Annotated in this window: 14 protein-coding genes; 4 read left to right on the top strand and 10 right to left on the bottom strand. The window is 70.6% G+C overall.

Features of this window, described 5'->3' with window-relative positions; translation table 11 throughout:
- Window positions 1–447: 447 nt before the first annotated feature.
- A complete protein-coding gene (locus E6A26_RS04620; protein WP_136610005.1) occupies window positions 448–1,137 on the top strand; it encodes a hypothetical protein in 690 nt (229 codons plus the stop codon).
- On the opposite strand, the gene E6A26_RS17550 is transcribed toward E6A26_RS04620, so the two are convergent.
- Window positions 1,077–2,228 (bottom strand): hypothetical protein, encoded by a 1,152-nt coding sequence (locus E6A26_RS17550; RefSeq protein WP_168928670.1) that lies wholly within the window; start codon window positions 2,226–2,228, stop codon window positions 1,077–1,079. The two genes, E6A26_RS04620 and E6A26_RS17550, sit on opposite strands and share 61 nt — an antisense overlap.
- Here E6A26_RS17550 and E6A26_RS17545 point away from each other — a divergent pair.
- Entirely contained in the window at window positions 2,227–2,379 is a 153-nt protein-coding gene (locus tag E6A26_RS17545; RefSeq protein WP_168928669.1) for a hypothetical protein, read from the top strand. The genes E6A26_RS17550 and E6A26_RS17545 overlap by 2 nt on opposite strands.
- 96 nt (window positions 2,380–2,475) lie before the next feature.
- On the opposite strand, the gene nhaA is transcribed toward E6A26_RS17545, so the two are convergent.
- The 3 genes from nhaA to E6A26_RS04600 form a co-directional block, all read right to left on the bottom strand.
- Entirely contained in the window at window positions 2,476–3,810 is a 1,335-nt protein-coding gene (gene nhaA, locus E6A26_RS04610) for a Na+/H+ antiporter NhaA (RefSeq protein ID WP_136610004.1), read from the bottom strand.
- Between the two features lie 153 nt (window positions 3,811–3,963).
- Window positions 3,964–4,185: an SCO4848 family membrane protein gene (locus E6A26_RS04605; protein WP_136610003.1), complete on the bottom strand. Its 222-nt coding sequence runs from the start codon at window positions 4,183–4,185 to the stop codon at window positions 3,964–3,966.
- Window positions 4,185–4,688, bottom strand: a complete 504-nt coding sequence (locus E6A26_RS04600; RefSeq protein WP_136610002.1) for a DUF2505 domain-containing protein — start codon at window positions 4,686–4,688, stop codon at window positions 4,185–4,187. Before E6A26_RS04600 ends, E6A26_RS04605 begins: the two co-directional genes overlap by 1 nt.
- Before the next feature lie 245 nt (window positions 4,689–4,933).
- On the opposite strand from E6A26_RS04600, the gene mfd reads away from it, so the two are divergent.
- Window positions 4,934–8,617 (top strand): transcription-repair coupling factor, encoded by a 3,684-nt coding sequence (gene mfd, locus E6A26_RS04595; RefSeq protein WP_168928668.1) that lies wholly within the window; start codon window positions 4,934–4,936, stop codon window positions 8,615–8,617.
- 262 nt (window positions 8,618–8,879) lie between these two features.
- Here the strand turns inward: mfd and E6A26_RS17850 are convergent, their stop codons facing one another.
- The 6 genes from E6A26_RS17850 to nirB form a co-directional block, all read right to left on the bottom strand.
- A complete protein-coding gene (locus E6A26_RS17850) occupies window positions 8,880–9,821 on the bottom strand; it encodes a hypothetical protein (protein ID WP_234865035.1) in 942 nt (313 codons plus the stop codon).
- 249 nt (window positions 9,822–10,070) lie between these two features.
- The gene (locus E6A26_RS04585; RefSeq protein ID WP_136610001.1) at window positions 10,071–10,304 is read right to left on the bottom strand and encodes a DUF2207 domain-containing protein; all 234 of its coding nucleotides are present in this window, start codon (window positions 10,302–10,304) and stop codon (window positions 10,071–10,073) included.
- Window positions 10,305–10,323: 19 nt separating this feature from the next.
- Window positions 10,324–11,019, bottom strand: coding sequence for a deoxyribose-phosphate aldolase (gene deoC, locus E6A26_RS04580; protein WP_407695360.1), 696 nt, complete (start codon window positions 11,017–11,019; stop codon window positions 10,324–10,326).
- 77 nt (window positions 11,020–11,096) lie between these two features.
- Complete coding sequence (locus E6A26_RS04575; protein WP_136610000.1) at window positions 11,097–12,263, bottom strand: uroporphyrinogen-III synthase; 1,167 nt, start codon at window positions 12,261–12,263, stop codon at window positions 11,097–11,099.
- Between the two features lie 38 nt (window positions 12,264–12,301).
- Entirely contained in the window at window positions 12,302–13,387 is a 1,086-nt protein-coding gene (gene cobA / locus E6A26_RS04570; RefSeq protein ID WP_136609999.1) for a uroporphyrinogen-III C-methyltransferase, read from the bottom strand.
- A 1-nt stretch (window position 13,388) separates the two neighbouring features.
- The gene (gene nirB / locus E6A26_RS04565) at window positions 13,389–15,947 is read right to left on the bottom strand and encodes a nitrite reductase large subunit NirB (protein ID WP_234865060.1); all 2,559 of its coding nucleotides are present in this window, start codon (window positions 15,945–15,947) and stop codon (window positions 13,389–13,391) included.
- Between the two features lie 304 nt (window positions 15,948–16,251).
- Between nirB and nirD the strand changes: the two genes are divergently transcribed.
- Window positions 16,252–16,656 carry a nitrite reductase small subunit NirD gene (nirD, locus tag E6A26_RS04560; RefSeq protein ID WP_211128946.1) on the top strand — a complete coding sequence of 135 codons (405 nt, stop codon included), beginning with the start codon at window positions 16,252–16,254 and terminating at the stop codon, window positions 16,654–16,656.
- The last annotated feature ends 86 nt before the right edge of the window (window positions 16,657–16,742 follow it).

Raw genomic sequence — 16,742 nt, 5'->3', positions numbered from 1 at the left:
CGGCGCCTTCGCGGCGCTGTGCGTACCGGCTACTCGGGCCGCGAAACGGGCCATCTGCCCCGGGATTCCGGGCGAGACGCTCGGGCCCGGCCGCGGGGGGTCCGGGGGATCGGGCCCCAGCACGCGGGACCGTTCGCGGTGCCCACCTGCCCACTACTTGGTCGCCTCACGCGAGGATTTGCGCGTACTCACAGAGGTGCCCCGTCAGAGGGCGCCGAGAACCCGGGTACCGACTACTGGTGACCCCGCAGCCGCGCCCCGCTGTACTTGAAACGTGAAGTTCGGTAATTCGCCGAATTTGTTGGGCGACGGGGATTGCTGGGAATCCCGCGTCGCGCACCTCGCCGGGGCGGGCAATTTCTGCCGCGGCGAATTGATGAATGGAAGTCGAGGCGCGTTGTGCGGCATCTGGCTCGGGCGCAGGGAAGAGGCTGGGGGTGGTTCAGGATGTTGACCTTTGGAATCGCGACGGCAATTGCCGCCACTGCCGGTGCGCACCAGTTGGAGGTCGATCGGCACGAGCAGCTCCGGACCGGGGCCGCGCAGCAGCTGGCCACCCCGGCCTCGGGGCCGGTGCAGGGGGCAACCCCGACGGCCCTGGCCCCGACTCCCACGACGACGGCGGCGCCGGGCGCTCCTGCCTCGGCCGCGGGATCCGCGTCCCGCTCGCCGTCGATTGCGCTACCCCCGTCCAAGTTCTCGTGGCCCGCCGCCGGTCTCAGCGTCAGCGTCGTCTCGACCTCGTGGAGCAAGGACCAGCCCGTGGACCCACCGCTCGATTCGAACAACTTCGACCCCGTGGCCCATTGGCTCGCGGGCACGGGGGAGTCAGACGACGTGCGGCCCATCGTCCTGGCGGCGCATTCGTGCCACCAGGCCGTGGCGCTGTGCAACGACGCCACGTTTCCGTTCAACCGCTTGAGCTTCGCGGGCTGGGAAATCGGTCAGCCTGCGAGCGTCACCGACGCGCTCGGCAAGGTCGTGGAATGCGCCCTCGCCAGCCGGCAGGTGGTGGACAAGTCCAAGGCATTTTCGTTTGCAAATGATCCATGCCTCGTCGTCGCCTTCTCCTGCAATTACGAGAATCCCGACGGGCAGATTGTTCTTTTGACATTTCGGTGCGGGCAATGCACATGAAAGTGCCCGCTGCGGGTCGCGGCCGCCACCACAAGAGGTGACCGCGCAAGGGGGAGACCAGAGGAGGCGAGCCTCGTGCCGCAGATTTCACGATTGACCAAGAAGCAAGTGAGTGGGCTGTTTGCCGCGGGGGCAGCCGGTCTGTTTGCCGTCGGCGTGGCCACGAGTCCTGCGGTCGCCGCGGCACCGGGCGCCACGGATCCGACAACGATGATTGAGGTCTGCCACAGGACGTCGTCGGCCACGAATCCCTGGCACGCGATAAATACCGCGAAGTCCTCGATCGTCGGCTCGCAGCCGCGGAACCTGAACGACATCTTTCCGCCGTTCACGTATGTCCAGAGCAATGGCACCATCGTCTCGATCGTCGGGCAGAACTGGGACGCCGCAGGCCAGGCGCTGTACGCGACCTGCGTGGCGAGCCTGAACACCCCGACTCCCACGCCGACCCCGACGCAGACACCAAGCAGCCCGCCGACGACGGCGCCGCCGACGACGCCCGCTCCGACGACGCCTGCTCCGACCACGCCTGCGCCGACGCAGAGCAGTACGCCGACGGTTGATCCGACGACGCCGGCTCCGACCACGCCTGCTCCGACCACGCCGGCTCCGACGCAAAGCAGTACGCCGACGGTTGATCCGACGACGCCGGCTCCGACGACGCCTGCGCCGACTACGCCGGCTCCGACGCAGAGCAGTACGCCGACGGTAGACCCGACGACGCCTGCACCGACCACGCCTGCACCGACGCAGAGCAGTACGCCGACGGTAGACCCGACGACGCCTGCACCGACCACGCCGGCTCCGACGCAGACCAGCACGCCGACGGTTGACCCGACGACGCCGGCTCCGACCACGCCGGCTCCGACGACGCCTGCTCCGACGACGCCAATCCAGGCCGGCACGCCGACGGCGAGCCCAACGACGAGCGCGCCCACCCCGAGCGAGACCGATCCGGCGGTGCCGGTCACGGTCCCATCGTCCGCCGACCCGGGCCCGTCCTCGCCCGGCGCGACAACCACCGCCGGTGACCCGCCGGCGTCGTCCGCGGCTCCCGCCGCGGCTGGCGACCCGCCCGCGAATTCGGGCATGGTGAGCCTCCGGGCCCAGACCGCGGCCAGTGCACCCTCGACGGACTACACGACCTCCAATGCGTTCTTCGTGGCCGGTGTGCTGATGGTGCTCGGAACCCTCGTCCCGAAGTTCGCCCGCCGTCCGCGGCGGTGGGGCATGCACAACTGAGGGAGACGGGTGCGCCGTGCCGTCGTCCTGGCTGTTCGAGGCCAGGACGACGGCACGGGTGCGTTTCGGTGGAGCGCACCGGCCGACCTCGGCCGCCTACTCGCCGTCGAGCGTCTCGAGCCGGTCGCCAAGACCGCCCAGGCGGCCGTCCGAGGCGACGCGCCGGTAATGCCGGTTGCGGACTCGAAGGACGACGGCGGCCAGCACCGCCGCGGCGAGCGAGCCGGTGAGGATGGCCACCTTGGCATGCTCGTCATGTGCCGACCCCGGTCCGAAGCCCAGCTCGCCGACGAGGAGGGCGACCGTGAAGCCGACGCCCGCGAGCACCGAGAGCCCGAAGACATCGATCCAGGCAAGACCGGGAGCGAGCTCGGCGTGCCGTGATTTCGTGGCGAGCCACGTCGCGCCGAACACGCCGAGCGACTTGCCCACGACGAGCCCCACGACGACGCCGATCGCGACGGGATCCGCGAGGGCGGCCGCGATGCCGCGGAGACCGCCCAGCGCGACGCCCGCGGAGAAGAAGGCGAAGAGCGGAACCGCCACGCCCGCGGAGATCGGCCGGAGCCGGTGCTCGAAGTGCTCGGCGAGTCCCGGCCCTGCCCCCGGGCCGCCCGCCTGCTCGCTGCGGTGCACGGGGACCGCGAACGCGAGGAGCACGCCCGCGACCGTGGCGTGGATGCCGGACGCGTGCACGAGGGCCCAGGTCGCCAGGGCGAGGGGCATGAGCACGTACCACGCGCGTACGCGCCGCTGGACGAGCCAGGTGAAGGCCGCAAGCGGCAGCAGCGCGAGACCGAGCGCGGCGAGGTTGATCTCATCCGTGTAGAACAGGGCGATGATGCCGATCGCGAGGAGGTCGTCGACCACCGCGAGCGTCAGGAGGAACGTCCGGAGTGCCGCTGGCAGGTGGGTGCTGATGACCGCGAGCACGGCGAGGGCGAACGCGATGTCCGTCGCCGTGGGCACCGCCCACCCGCGCAGGGACCCGCCGCCGGACGGGAGGTTGATGAGCGTGAAGAGGGCGGCCGGGAGCGCCACGCCGCCGCACGCGGCGACGACCGGCACGATCGCGGAGGCGGGGCGGCGGAGGTCGCCTGCAACGAACTCGCGTTTGAGCTCGAGCCCCGCGACGAAGAAGAAGATCGCGAGGAGCCCGTCTGCGGCCCACTCGCCGAGGCTCAGCTCGAGGCGCCATGGCGCGAACCCGACGTGAAGGTCCCGGAGCGCGAAGTAGGCGGATTGCCATGGGGAGTTGGCCCAGGCCAGCGCGACCGCCGTCGCGACGAGCAGCAGGCCGCCGCCCACGGTCTCCTTGCGGAGGATCCCCGCGATGCGCCGGTATTCGGGATAGCTCCCGCGCGAGAGGGTTCGGAGGCGCGCCGGGCGGCCGGGGCGATGCCGCCTCGGGGGATGCGGCGATCGGACCATGGTGGGCTCCTGTCTGGAGTCGGCGGCGTGACTGCCGACCAGACTTCCCGGCACACCTGGATCCATCGTAGCCGCCCCGGGAAACGCGAGGGGCGCCCCGCCGCACGCAGCAGCGGGGCGCCCCTCGAGGCGCACGTCGGGCCGAGGACTCGGCTACGCGAAGAGCGTCCGCACCCCCACGACCGCTACCGCGACTCCGAGCGTGACCGAGATGGCGACCAGATAGATGTGGACCATGAGGAAGCGCGTCGCCCGCCCCGCCTCGTCCCGCGCGCGCGGATCCTTCATGACCCGGCGCAGGAACTGCGGCCACACGACGATGCTCCAGACGCCGGCCACGACGAGCAGCCAGGAGAGTGCCGCGGGGAGCTGCATCAGACGATCTCGCCCGCGAGCCAGGCCTCGGCCTGGGTGGCCTCGAGGTTGAGGGCCTTCCCGACCATGGGCTCCGCCGCGTCGGCGATCTTGCCGCCGAGCAGCGGGACCGAGCTCGTGACCTTGCCGGTCAGCTCGATGCGGGTCGTCCCGCCGTTCGCCGCGAGACGCTGCACCGCTGCGACGTCCACGGGGGCGCCCGCGACCTTGACCGAGATGTCCGCCTGGCGCGATCCGTCGGCTTCGGGACCTGTCCATGCCTCGACCTGCGTGACCTTGAGGGTTTCGCCCACGAACTTCTTCGCGATCTCCGGGAGGCGGCCCGTCGGCACCTGGCGGACCACGGTGGCCGTGAAGGCGCCGGCGACGTCGCCCACGATCGAGAACGATTCGAGCTTGCCGCCCACGAGCTCGCTCACGTGGCGCTGGAACGCCTCGTCGGCGAAGACCGCGGCGACCTGGTCTACGGGGTAGTTGAGGGTGGTGGTGGCTTCGAGGGCCATGGGGTCCTTCCAATCTGCCTCTGGGGAATGGGGGCCGGGACCATCCTAGGGGGCCGACGGACGGCCCTCGACCACGATGACGCAGCAACGGGCTCAGGGAGGTCGCCGAGGACCTTGGGTGCGCACGTCGCGTGCGAGCGGGCCATGCCGAGGGCCCGCGGTCGCGATAGGCTTGCTGACATCCCCCGGACTGTCGCTCAGTTCCGGGTTTCTGTGCTGCCTCGGTTGTGCCTTTGGAGGATCCCGTGTCCGTTGACGTGCTGCGCCCCGCATCGCTCGAAGGCCTCCGCCGTGCCGTGGCCGAAGACCAGACCGTCGCGCGGCTCCGCGACTACGCGTCGAAGCCCGCCAGCCGGCGCAGCCAGGACCTGCAGGTCGCCGCTCCCGCCGGCCTGCGCCCGGTCCTGATCGCGGAGATCCTCGAGACGCTCCCCGACGAGGGCTCCATCCTGCTCGCGGTGACGGCGACGGGCCGCGAGGCCGAGGACCTCGTCGCCGCCCTCGGCGCCTACCTCCCGGCCGGCGCGGCGGCGCTCTTTCCGAGCTGGGAGACGCTCCCGCACGAGAGGCTCTCGCCGCGCTCGGACACCGTGGGCCGGCGGCTCGCCGTCCTGCGTCGGCTCGCCCACCCGGAGCTCCCGGTGCACGACGCCGCCGGGCAGCCCGCAGAGACGCCGCTTCGCGTCGTCGTCGCCCCCATCCGCTCGGTCCTGCAGCCGATGGTCGCGGGCCTCGGCGACCTCGCTCCGGTCGCGCTCTCGGTGGGGCAGGAACGCTCGTTCGACGCCGTGGTGCGCTCACTCGCGGCGGCCGCCTATGCGCGCGTCGACATGGTGAGCCGGCGCGGCGAGTTCGCGGTCCGCGGTGGCATCATCGACGTCTTCCCACCCACGGAGGACCACCCGGTGCGCGTCGACTTCTTCGGCGACGAGATCGAGCAGATGCGCTGGTTCGCCGTCGCAGACCAGCGCTCGCTCACGGGCCCGCACGTCCATCACCCGTCGTCGCTCGTCGCCCCGCCGTGCCGCGAGCTGCTCATCACGCCGTCGGTCATGAGCCGCGCCGCGCGGCTCAAGGGGAAGCTCCCCGCCGCCGAGGACATGCTCGAGAAGATCGCGGGCGGCATCGCGGTGGAGGGCATGGAGTCCCTCGCACCGCTCCTCGTCGATTCGATGGTTCCGTTCGTCGACGAGCTGCCCGAGGGCTCCGTGGCGCTGCTCCTCGAGCCCGAGAAGGTGCGGTCCCGCGCCCACGACCTCGCCGCGACCAACGACGAGTTCCTCGCCGCGGCCTGGGCCACAGCGTCCGACGGCGGGGCCGCACCGCTGGATCTGAGCGTCGCCGCAGGGGACGGCGCAGGCCAGGAGGGGGCGGAGCACGCGGGACGCCTCGAAGACGCGAGCTTCGCGACGCTCGCAGACACGCGCTCGGCCGCCGTCGCCCGCTCCATCTCGTGGTGGTCGGTGACGTCCCTCGGCGTCGACGAGGAGACCGTGCTCGACGTCGACACGCTCTCGATCGCGGCGCGCGAGCCGCGCGGATACCACGGCGACGTGGGGGAGATGATGCAGTTCATCGGCTCCCGGGTCGCGGACCAGTGGCGGATCGTCGTCGCGACGGACGGACCCGGCCCCGCGCAGCGCCTCGCCGAGCTCTTCCACGACGCCGAGATTCCGTGCACACGGCTTGAGGGCCTCGAGGGCGAGCCCCAGCCCGGCATCATCGAGATCACGACCGCGACGGCCGGCAAGGGCTTCGTGCTCGACGGACTCAAGCTCGGCCTGCTCACGGAGGCGGACCTCCTCGGGCGGGCGAGCGCGGCGGGGACCCGCGACATGCGGAAGATGCCCTCGCGGCGCCGCAACGCCGTCGACCCCCTCCAGCTCCACGCAGGGGACTTCGTGGTGCACGAGCAGCACGGCATCGGGAAGTTCGTCGAGTTGGTCCAGCGCAAGGTTGCCGGCGGCGGGCACAGTGCCGGCGCGGACGCGATGCGCGAGTACCTCGTGCTCGAGTACGCGTCGTCGAAGCGCGGGGCACCGGGGGACCGGCTCTTCGTCCCAACCGACCAGCTCGACCAAGTGACCCGCTACGTGGGTGGGGACACGCCGTCGCTCTCCAAGATGGGCGGCGCGGACTGGGCGGCCACGAAGTCCAAGGCGAAGAAGGCGGTCAAGGAGATCGCCGGCGAGCTCATCCGGCTGTACTCGGCCCGCATGGCCTCGCGCGGGCACGCCTTCGGCCCGGACACGCCGTGGCAGCGCGAGCTCGAGGAGGCGTTCCCGTACATCGAGACGCCGGACCAGCTCACCACGATCAACGAGGTCAAGGCGGACATGGAGCGGGACATCCCCATGGACCGCCTCGTCTCGGGCGACGTCGGCTACGGCAAGACCGAGATCGCCGTCCGTGCCGCGTTCAAGGCAGTGCAGGACGGCAAGCAGGTGGCCGTCCTCGTGCCGACCACGCTGCTCGCGCAGCAGCACTTCGAGACGTTCTCGGAGCGGTTCTCGGGCTTCCCGGTGCGCGTGCAGGCGCTGAGCCGCTTCCAGACCGGGGGCGAGGCCAAGGAGACGATGGAGGGGCTCCGGAAGGGGAGCGTCGACGTCGTCATCGGGACGCACCGGCTCCTCTCGAAGGAGGTCGAGTTCAAGGACCTCGGCCTCGTCATCGTCGACGAGGAGCAGCGCTTCGGCGTCGAGCACAAAGAGGCGCTCAAGAAGATGCGCACCAACGTGGACGTGCTCGCGATGTCCGCGACGCCGATCCCGCGCACGCTCGAGATGTCCCTCACGGGCATCCGCGAGACCTCGACGCTCGCGACTCCGCCCGAGGAGCGCCACCCCGTGCTCACGTACGTGGGCCCTTACACGGACAAGCAGGTCTCCGCCGCGATCCGGCGCGAGCTCATGCGCGAGGGCCAGGTGTTCTTCGTGCACAACCGCGTCTCCTCGATCGACAAGATGGCCGCGTCGATTCGCGAGCTCGTGCCCGAGGCGCGCGTCGAGGTCGCGCACGGGCAGATGTCCGAGCATCGCCTCGAGCAGATCATCGTGGACTTCTGGGAGAAGCGCTTCGACGTCCTCGTGTGCACGACCATCATCGAGACCGGCCTCGACATCTCGAACGCGAACACGCTCATCGTGGACCGCGCCGACTCCTACGGCCTCTCGCAGCTGCACCAGCTCCGCGGGCGCGTGGGCCGTGGTCGCGAGCGGGCGTACGCGTACTTCCTGTATCCGTCGGAGAAGCCGCTCGGCGAGGTGGCGCTCGAGCGCCTCAAGGCCGTCGCGGCCCACAATGAGCTTGGGGCCGGCCTGCAGCTTGCCATGAAGGACCTCGAGATCCGCGGCGCGGGCAATCTGCTGGGCGGCGAGCAGTCCGGCCACATCGCCGGTGTCGGCTTCGACCTGTACATCCGGCTCGTCGGGGAGGCCGTGGCGGACTTCCGTGGCGAGTCCGAGGAGAAGACCGCGGACATGAAGATCGAGCTTCCGGTCAACGCACATCTCCCGCACGACTATGTTCCGGGTGAGCGGCTGCGCCTCGAGGCGTATCGGAAGCTCGCCGCCGCGACGGACGACGCCGCCATCACGGAGGTGATGGACGAACTCACCGACAGGTACGGCGAGCCGCCCGCCCCCGTGGAGAACCTCGCCGCCGTCGCCCGCTTCCGGGTCCGAGCGCGCGCGGCGGGGCTCACCGACGTCGCGCTCCAAGGCAACATGGTGCGCTTCTCGCCCGCCGACCTGGCTGAGTCGAAGGTCATGCGGCTCACCCGCATGTACAAGGGGGCCCAGTTCAAGGCCGGGCTGGGCGCCGTGCTCGTGCCCAAGCCCAAGACCTCGCCCGTCGGCGGGCGCGACCTGCAGGACAAGGAAATCCTCGACTGGGCCGACCAGGTGGTCGCGGCCATCTTCACCGACTAACCCCCACCCCCCGCGCACAATCCGTCTCGGGTACAGATACTCCCGCCCCCAGCCGTCTCGGGTACAGATACTCCCGCCCCCAGCCGTCTCGGGTACAGATACTCCCGCTCGGGGCCGTCTCGGGTACAGATACTCCCGCTCGGGGCCGTCTCGGGTACGGATGCTCCCGCCCGGAGCTGTCTCGGGTACGGATGCTCCCGCCCGGAGCTGTCTCGGGTACGGATGCTCCCGCCCGGAGCTGTCTCGGGTGCGGATACTCGCGCTATCCGCGGTACCCGTGGTCGCGAAGCGCATCTAGGACGAGCTTCACCACGTAGGGTTCGCCGCGAGCCATGTCATACTTCGTGATCTTGACTTGGTTCCACCGCGAGGCTCGGGTGCGAGCGTCGCGCCACGCGTCCAAGGCGATTTGCTCCTCGGCGAGATGATGCTCGCCCTCGTACTCGACCCCGGTTCGGAACTCAACATTTCCGAGGTCGATCCAAACCGTCCCGCCCCAAGGATCCGTGACAGGACAATTGGGGACGAACTTGGGGAGCCCGGCACGCTCCAGCATCTGGCGCAGATACGACTCTTGCGGGGAGTCGACGCCAACGGCCAACAGATCCAGGGCGATGCGCCCGCGTCCGAGGCCGACGACCCGATGGCGGCTCTCGATGTACGAACGAAGGTCCGTCAGCCGGAGAATCGCGGTCTTCGGGCGAAACGTTCGCTCGTGCTCCGAGACAAGGTATTCGCCAGCAGCAATGAGGTCATCAAGCGTCAGCCGTCTGATGCTGCAAAGGTCCAGCCACGTTCGCGCGGGGGTTGTGACGCGGGTGCCAGCGATCATCATGACGTCTTCGTTTTCGAGACGGAGCCGATGGCCTCGGATCTCGGAGCGCCGGGGCTGGCCGAGACGTTCCTTATCGCCGACATTGCGATGAGGGGCCCGGGAAAGATCGAAGATCGACGGATCCTGTGCCCACGCGGGGAGCGGGATCTTGTGCGCCATTGCCGCACTGAGGTGCGAAAGGACGGTTGTTTCATGGATTGCCGTATAGGGCCGCGCTCGCTGCAGCAGCGATTGGCGCGCCAGCTCCGGGACACGGATTCCTCTGCTGGGCCTGAGGAGATCTGGAGCCACTAGCCGTTTCGGACCGACGCCGAGATTCAGCGCTTCCTCGACGGTGAAAGACGCAGCGCGCAGAGGATTGGGCAGCATTTCGTGAGCCATACCCAATTGAGTCAGGCGCTGTACGGGCGCCTGCCGGCCGTCGAAGCCTATGTGGACTAGAACGCGCCAGCGATTTCTGTGGGGAACAATCCAGATGGTCTCGGGTACAGATAAGCCCGGCCAGATATGTCATCCGGCCGGGCTTATCTGTACCCGAGACGCCTGTGGAGCGGAGTATCTGTACCCGAGACGCCTGTGCGGTGGAGTATCTGTACCCGAGACGCCTGGGCGGGGGCGTTAGTTGCGGTGTTCCTTGCCCGAGTCCGAGCGGCCCAGGAACGTCATCGGGATGAAGAACGCGCCGACGAAGCACAGGATGAGAACGGCCATCGGCCAGACGGTCGTGAAGTCGAGCCAGGAGACGGCTACGAGGCCCAGCAGGAAGATCGCCATCAGGACGACGAAGATGACGATGTTGCCGACCAGGGGGTTCTCATTCTCCACCGGACGGTTGTTGGCGTTCTCAGCCATGCTGTGTCTCCTTACGTGCTCAGTACGAACCGGAGCCGGAGCCGCCGGTCACAATGGCCACACCGGAGCTTGCGCCGATCCGGTTGGCACCCGCAGCAATCATAGCCCGCGCGTCCGCGAGGGTCCGTACGCCGCCGGACGCCTTGACGCCGAGGTTCGGGCCCACGACCCGGCGCATGAGCGCCACGTCCTCGATCGTCGCGCCGCCGCCGTTGAAGCCCGTCGACGTCTTCACGAAGTCCGCGCCGGCGTCGACCGCCGCCTCGCACGCAAGGATCTTCTGCTCGTCCGTCAGGAGCGCCGTCTCGATGATGACCTTGAGGATCGCCGAACTCCCGTGCACGGCCTCCGCCACGGCTCGGACGTCGTCCACGAGCGCGCCGCGGTCGAGGGCCTGGGCCGCCGCGATGTCGATCACCATGTCGACCTCGTCCGCGCCGTCGAGGGTGGCCCCGCGCGCCTCGTAGACCTTGACATCGGTCGGTGTGGCGCCGAGCGGGAACGCGGCGACGGAACACGTCAGCACGCTGCTGCCTCGCAGGGCCTTGTGCGCGGTCTTGACCCACCGCGGGTTGACGCACACGGACTTGAAGCCGTGCTCGACAGCCTCGCTGCATAGCTTCAGGATCTCTGCCTCGCTCGCGGTCGGCTTGAGCAGAGTGTGGTCGATGAATCCGGCGATGTCCGCGGGGCTGAGATGGGGCTCGGAAGGCACGGTGGCGTCCTTTCGGTCGGGATCATCCCCATACTGGCACATCCGGGCCGCCCGCATGGCCGCCCGCATGGCCGCCCCTAACTCCGCTCGACCCGAAGCCGGTACCCGCGCTTCACGACAGTCTGGATGAGGTCAGGGCTGGGCAGCGCGCTGCGCAGCCGGTTCACGGCCATGTCGAGCGCGTGGCTCGAGCCGGACTGCGAGAGCAGCCGGGCGAGCGCCTCGCGCGGCACCACGGCCCCGCCAGCGTCGAAGAGCGCCCGGAACAAGAGCATCGCGGCGGGCGCGAGGCACAGCTCCTCGCCCGCCAGGGTCATGGTCCGCCCGCGCAGCTCGATGGGGCCGGCGGGCGTCTCGACTCGCCGGATCTGGCGCCGCGAGAGGTTGTCGGTGACGAGCTTGATGAGCGCGCCCATGCGGAAGCGGTCTGGCACCCAGGGCCGCAGGCCCGCCGCCTCGAGCGGGGCGGCAGTGACAGGGCCGACGGCGGCCGTCGCCACCCGCTGCCGGAACGCCGCGACGAGAGGCCTGTAGAGGCCCAGCTCGTGGGCGGCGCTGAACAGCGCGTCGACGGCGGGGGCGCTTGTGAATGTCACGACGTCGAGCTCGCCCGCGCACACCGCGGCGATGAGTACCTCGAGCCGGTCCTCGCCCTCGGGCCGCACCCACCGGTACGGCGTGACGGTGATGAGCTCGGCCCCCGCGTCGCGCAGCCGATCGAGCTGCGTCCCGTCGGTGTACCCGTGAAGCTGGATGACCACGCGGCGCCCGTCGAGCCGCCCGCCCGCGTCCCGCAGAACGAGGTCCACGAGCGTTGCCGTCGTCTCGTCGTTCGAAATGCCGACGTCGGCGAGCCCGGCCGCGCGGACCGCCCCGCGCGCTTTGGGGCCGCGCACGTAGAGCGCGGAGGCGCTCAGCACGTCCTGGAGGTTCTCGCCGAGCCCGGCGGCGTCCGCGACCTCGAGCCACCGGCGCATGCCGTACGCGGTGGTGACGATGCAGATGTCGGGGCGCGCCTCGATGGTGCGGCGCGTGTCCTCGATGACGCCGAGATCCTGGCCCACGGGCGCGATGGTGAGCACAGGGGCGTGCAGCACCTCGGCGCCGCGCCGCTCGAGGGCCTCGATGAGGTCCTCGGCGCGCCGGTGCGAGGTGACGCCGACCCGGAAGCCCTTGAGGGCCGTCTCAAGCTCCGTCACCGCGTCCTTCGTCGTTGCTGCTCCCAGCGCCGCTGCTCCGTTCATCCCAACGTCCTTCCCATCGTCGTCGTGCCCGCTGCCCGTCACGCCGTGAGCAGCGAGGCCGCGAGGTCGTGAAACCCGCGCCCCTCCGCAGCGCGGCCCGCGCCTCCCGCGAGCCGCACGACGTCGCCGATCACGATCACGGCGGGGTTGCCGCACGCGGAGGTGTCCGCCTCGGCACGTCCCAGCTCGGTCACCGTGGTGCGCTGGCCCGCCTGATGTCCGCGTTCGACGACGGCGACCGGCGTGTCGAGCGGCATGCCCGCCCGCCGCAGGCCCGAGGCGAGGTGGGGAAGGTTGGCGACGCCCATGAGTACCACTATCGTCCCGCCGAGGCCCGCTAGGTGTTCGTGCTCGGACGCCGTCAGCGGCGCGTGGCCCGAGATGACCGTGAAGCAGTGGCTCACCTCGCGGTGAGTCACGGGGATCCCCGCTGCCGCCGGGACGGCGATCGAGCTCGAGATCCCCGAGACCACGCGTAGGGGGACGCCGGCCTCGGCGCAGGCCGCGGCCTCCTCTCCGCCGCGGCCGAACACGAACGGATCCCCGCCCTTGAGCCGCACGACATTGGAGCCGGCCTTGGCGAACTCAACCAACAGCCGGTTGATCTCGCCCTGCGGCACCTTGTGGTGGCCGGGGAGCTTGCCCACGTCCACGAGCTGCGCCGTGGTGAGCCGTTCGAGCTCGCGCCACGGGGCGAGCCGGTCGAACAGCACCACGTCGGCGGCGCGCAGCGCCTCGACCGCGTCGACCGTGAGCAGCCCGCGCGACCCGGGGCCGCCGCCCACGAGCGTCACGTGCCCGCGCGCCCCGGCGGCCGGCTCGCGCACAATCGGCACCCCCGCGCGGCGGTAGTGGTCGACCACGGGCGCCCACTCGCCGTCGTCGTTCGTGGCGCCGTGGTGCTTCCCGTTCGCCGAGAGCGAGCCGACGACGGCGACCAGTCCCGGCCGCGCGGGGAGGGCAGGGTGAGCGGGGGAGCCGGCCTGGGCCATGAACGCCGCCGCGGAGTCGAAGTGCGCGACGGCCGCGCCCGCCCGCCGGAAGCGCAGCAGCGCCTGGCGGGAGGCGTCGGCCTCGCCGAGCAGGACGACGGTCGCTCCTTCGAGCGTGATCTCGAGCTGCATCTCAGACTCCTTCCGGGGAATGGCCGGCCGCGGTGCGGACGGGAATGGTCGCGCCGAGCGAGACGCGCTCGGCGGCGGTCGCGGGGCGGATCTGATCGCGCTCGGAGACGTGCACGATCGACTCGTCCGCCGCGTCCGGCGCGTTGACGAAGGGCCGGAACCGGCGCAGCCGCTCGGGGTCCTTGAGCGTCGCGGCCCATTCGTCCTCGTAGTTCTCGACGTGCGCGGCCATGGCCGTCTCGAGCTCCTCTGCGATGCCGAGCGAGTCCTCCACGACAACCTGGCGCACGTGGTCGAGCCCGCCGTCGAGGTCTGCCTGCCAGTGCGCGGTGCGCTGAAGGCGGTCGGCGGTGCGGATGTAGTACATGAAGTAGCGGTCGATGTACTTGACGAGCGTCTCGTCGTCCAGGCCGCCCGCGAGGAGCTGGGCGTGCGCGGGGTTCGCGCCGCCGTTGCCGCCCACGTACAGGTTCCAGCCGTCCGAGGTCGCGATGACGCCGACGTCCTTGCCCCGGGCCTCCGCGCACTCGCGCGCGCAGCCGGAGACGCCGAGCTTGAGCTTGTGCGGGCTGCGGAGGCCGCGGTAGCGCAGCTCGAGCTTGATCGCCATGCCGACCGAGTCGAGCACACCGTAGCGGCACCACGTCGAGCCGACGCAGCTCTTCACCGTGCGGAGGCTCTTGCCGTACGCCTGCCCGGACTCCATGCCGGCCTCGATGAGCTCGCCCCAGATGAGCGGGAGCTGCTCGAGGCGTGCGCCGAACAGGTCGATGCGCTGTCCGCCCGTGATCTTCGTGTAGAGGCCGTACTTCTTCGCGACGGCCGCGATGACCGCGAGCCGGTCCGGCGTGATCTCGCCGCCCGGGATGCGGGGCACCACCGAGTACGTGCCGTCCTTCTGCATGTTCGCGAGCGCGCGGTCGTTCGTGTCCTGGAGCGTGCCGCGGCCCGCGTCGAGGACGTAGGCCGAGTGCTGCGACGCGAGGATCGACGCGATCGTGGGCTTGCAGATGTCGCAGCCCGCGCCCTTGCCGTAGCGGGACAGGATGTCCTCGAACGAGGTGAGCTGGAGGACGCGGATCGCGTCGAAGAGCTCCTGGCGGGACAGCTCGAAGTGTTCGCACAGGGCCTTCGAGACCGTCACGCCGGACTTCTGCAGCTCCTTCTCGAGGACCTTCTTGATCATCGGCACGCACGAGCCGCACTGGGTCCCGGCTCGCGTGCAGGCCTTGAGGCCGGGGATGTCGCGGACCGGCTCTCGGCCTTCGCACGTCCCGCATGCGTTGACCGCGTCGCGCAGCGTGCCGGCGGACACGTTGTTGCACGAGCACAGGACCGCGTCGTCGGGGAGCTCGGTCTCCGGGGCCTCGCCGCCGCCAGCCGCCGTGAGGAAGGCGCCGGGCTCCGCCGGCAGCTCGCGGCCGAGGAGCGGTCGGAGGCTCTGGTACGGGGTCGCGTCGCCCACGAAGATGCCGCCGAGAAGGGTCCTGGCGTCGTCGGTCGTGACGATCTTCTGGTAGACCCCGCGGGCCGGGTCGGCGTAGACGATCTCGAGCGCGCCGGGCTCCTTCGCGAACGCGTCGCCGAAGCTCGCCACGTCGACGCCGGAGAGCTTGAGCTTCGTGGCGGTGTCGAAGCCGGGGAAGGTGGCCTCGCCTCCATGGAGGCGGTCGGCGACGATCTCCGCCATCGTGTTCGCGGGGGCCACGAGGCCCACGCATTCGCCCTCGAAGTTCGCGACCTCGCCGACCGCCCACACCCCGTCGACACCCGTCGAGCAGCGCGCGTCGATGACGACGCCTCCTCGCCGGCCCAGCGCGAAAGGCGCCTCGTGCCCGGCGGCCGTGGCGTCGTCGTTCGCTCGGCGGAGAAGTTCATCCCGCGGTGTGATGCCCACCGCGGCGACGACGAGGTCGGCCGGAAGTACGCGCTCGTCAGCCATGCGCACGCCGGTGACTGTCCCGGCGTCGTCCGTGACGACCTCCCCGGGCGCGACGCCCGTGTGCACCTCGAAGCCCTTCGCCGCGATGAGTCGGCCGAGCGCCTGGCCGGCGCCCTCGTCGAGCTGGGCGTTCATGAGCCAGCGGCTGCGGTTGACGACGGCGGCGTCCCCGCCGAGCTGCTGAGCCCCCGCCGCGGCCTCGATCCCGAGGAGGCCTCCGCCGATCACGACTACCTTTGGCCGACGGCCCAGCTTGTCGGCGAGGCGCGCGATCTCGCGGCGCAGGAGCCACACATCGTCGAGCGTCCGGTAGACGTGGGCCGCCTCGGCGCCCGGGAACGGGAGCTGTGCGGCGTCGGATCCCGTAGCGAGGACGAGCTCGTCGTAGGGGTGCTGCCCGCCGTCGGACGTGTGGACCAGACGGGCCGCGGTGTCGATGCGGACGGCTCTCGACCCCCGGCGGAGGTCGACACCGGCCGCGTCCCACATCGAGGCCTCGCCGAGCGTCAGATCGACGTCCCCGAGGAGGGCCTTGGAGAGGGCCACGCGGTCGTAGGGGAGGTGCGCCTCCTCCGTGAGCGCTGTAACCTCGAAGCCTTCGAGGCCCCGCGCGGCCATCGCGTCCACGAAGCGGTGCGCCGCAGGCCCGCCACCGACGACGACGACGCGCCGCGGAGTGCCGGGCGGCCGGCGGGCGCTGGTACTGGGAATGCTCACGAAGGGGCCTTCCGTCGAAGGGCGCCGGACTGCCCGGCGGGGTTTCGTCCAGCCTAGGAAGCGGCGATTTCGCATCAGTTGCCCGGGTGTAACGGCCGATTAACTTCGCTGTCACAGTGACGTTTCGTGATCGGTGAGCCCGGTTTTACGTCCGCGTGACACAAGGTCAACCCAGCGGAAACGGGGCGCTATCTAGCGTTGGAGCATGACGATCACAGCTTCTGCACCCAGCGGCATCTCCGTGCTGAACGACCTCGACGCCCTTGAAGCCTCGACGGCGACGGCCCTGCCGATGTGGCACAGCGTGTGCAACCTGAGCGACCTGGAGCCCAACTGGGGGGAAGCCGCTCTCATCGCTGGCCGACAGGTGGCGGTCTTCCGCCTCCCGTCCGGCGAGGTCTACGCGGTGGACCAGCGCGATCCCGCGACCGCGGCCCACGTGATGGCCCGGGGCATCGTCGGCTCGCGCGGCGACCGACCCACGATCGCGTCCCCGCTGCTCAAGCAGGTCTACGACCTCCGCACGGGCGAGCGGCTCGACGCCGACGGGTCGCCGCTTCCCGCGTTCCCGGCGCGCGTGGTGGACGGCATCGTCCAGATCGCGGCCTGAGCCGGCCAGCAAGAGACCCCACAACGAGGTGCCAGGGACCCCACAACGTTGCGGGGTCCCGTCCGTGGTGTTGTGGGGTCCCGTCC

The sequence above is a fragment of the Sinomonas albida genome (genome assembly GCF_004919045.1).
In the GTDB taxonomy this organism is placed as follows: Bacteria; Actinomycetota; Actinomycetes; order Actinomycetales; family Micrococcaceae; genus Sinomonas; species Sinomonas albida.
Note: the sequence above shows the minus strand (reverse complement) of the source record. Positions and strands in the feature narration are given on the sequence as shown.